The 1,264-nt window shown below is 66.5% G+C and carries 2 protein-coding genes; one reads left to right on the plus strand and one right to left on the minus strand.

What is annotated here, in order from left to right:
* A partial coding sequence (locus Q8K99_04330) for a tautomerase family protein (GenBank protein ID MDP2181780.1) occupies nt 1-195 on the plus strand: 195 nt, incomplete at its 5' end.
* A 13-nt stretch (nt 196-208) separates the two neighbouring features.
* Here the strand turns inward: Q8K99_04330 and Q8K99_04335 are convergent.
* The coding region (locus Q8K99_04335) for a cell wall-binding repeat-containing protein (GenBank protein ID MDP2181781.1) at nt 209-1,264 on the minus strand (1,056 nt) is incomplete at its 5' end.

Here is a 1,264-nt window from a genome sequence, read left to right on the forward strand (position 1 = left end):
GTTGAGATCTCGATGCTGCCGGGCCGTGATGCAGACATGAAGCGAGGGCTCTACCGCGAGGTGGTGCGAGGACTGGGATTCGAGCCGGGTATCGCCGAACACGACATCATCGTGATCGTGAACGACCCTGCCGAGGACAGCTTCTGCGTCGGGGGAGTCACGGCCGGAAAGAAGGTCGTGGATCCCGAGGAGTAGGCTTCGCTTCTGCCTACTGGGCAAACGCGCCGGCGATGGAGTCCATGACCGCTGGGGTCACGGCCGCGATTCCGCCGAACACGCGCACATCGTTGGCGGTCGGCGCGCAGCGGGTGAGAGCTTGCGTTGACGCGCTTCCCAGCGTTGCGGGCTCGGTCAGGATGAGCGCGCCGTGTAAAGCGCCCATCGCTGCGCCGCCGCCCAAAGCATCCGGGAAGTTCGCGCCGCTTGCCACGCCAACTGCTTCCGGCGTCGTCCATGCCGCGTTGATTGCGTACTCGAGCAGGGCGCCTGCCGTCGCGTAGCGGGAGTCTCCGCTGATGCGCTCGACCGTGATGCCAGCCGCTTCGAGCTCACGAACGACTGCGGGACCGACGGCACTCGTGCCACCGACGACTGTCACTGAACGCAGCCCTGTGGCTTGTATGGCCTGAAGGGTGGCTGCAGACAGCGCGTCGGGCCGGGTCAGCAGTACCGGGATGCGCTGCGAGTACGCATAGGGGGCTGCAGACAGCGCGTCGGCGAACGAATCCCCGCGGACCACGAACGCACGCTCGGGAACGATGCCAGTCACCTCTGCGAGCTGGCCAGCGATCATCGCGGCTGTCTCATAGCGGTCGCTCCCGGCGATGCGGGAGACCGTGTACCCAAGACCTGCGAGAGTGCTCACGACGTTGTCGGAGACCGCACTGGCTCCGCCGACGACCGTCACATCGCGCGCGCCGAGGCGGTTCAGCTCTCCGATGACTGCGGGAGGCAGGTCGGCCGAGGGGGTCAGCAGTACCGGCGCGTCAAGCGCTCCGGCAAGTCCGTTGGCTGCAAGGGCGTCTGCGAAGGTCGCTCCGGTCGCGAGTACGACGTGCTCTGTAGTGTCGGCCGCAAATGTCGCACGCGAAATGGCGGCGGCCGTCTCGTAGCGGTCCTTGCCCGAGATGCGGGCCAGAATGCTGCTTTCGGGGGCGGGCTGCAGAATCTCGGTGCGGGCGATCTCGACGTTGCCGACGTTGTCGACAGACCAGAACGTCACCGCGTGGGTCTGAGCCGGATCAAGCTCGAAGCTCGTGCCCGA

The sequence above is a fragment of the Actinomycetota bacterium genome, assembly GCA_030682655.1.
Lineage (GTDB): Bacteria > Actinomycetota > Coriobacteriia > Anaerosomatales > JAUXNU01 > JAUXNU01.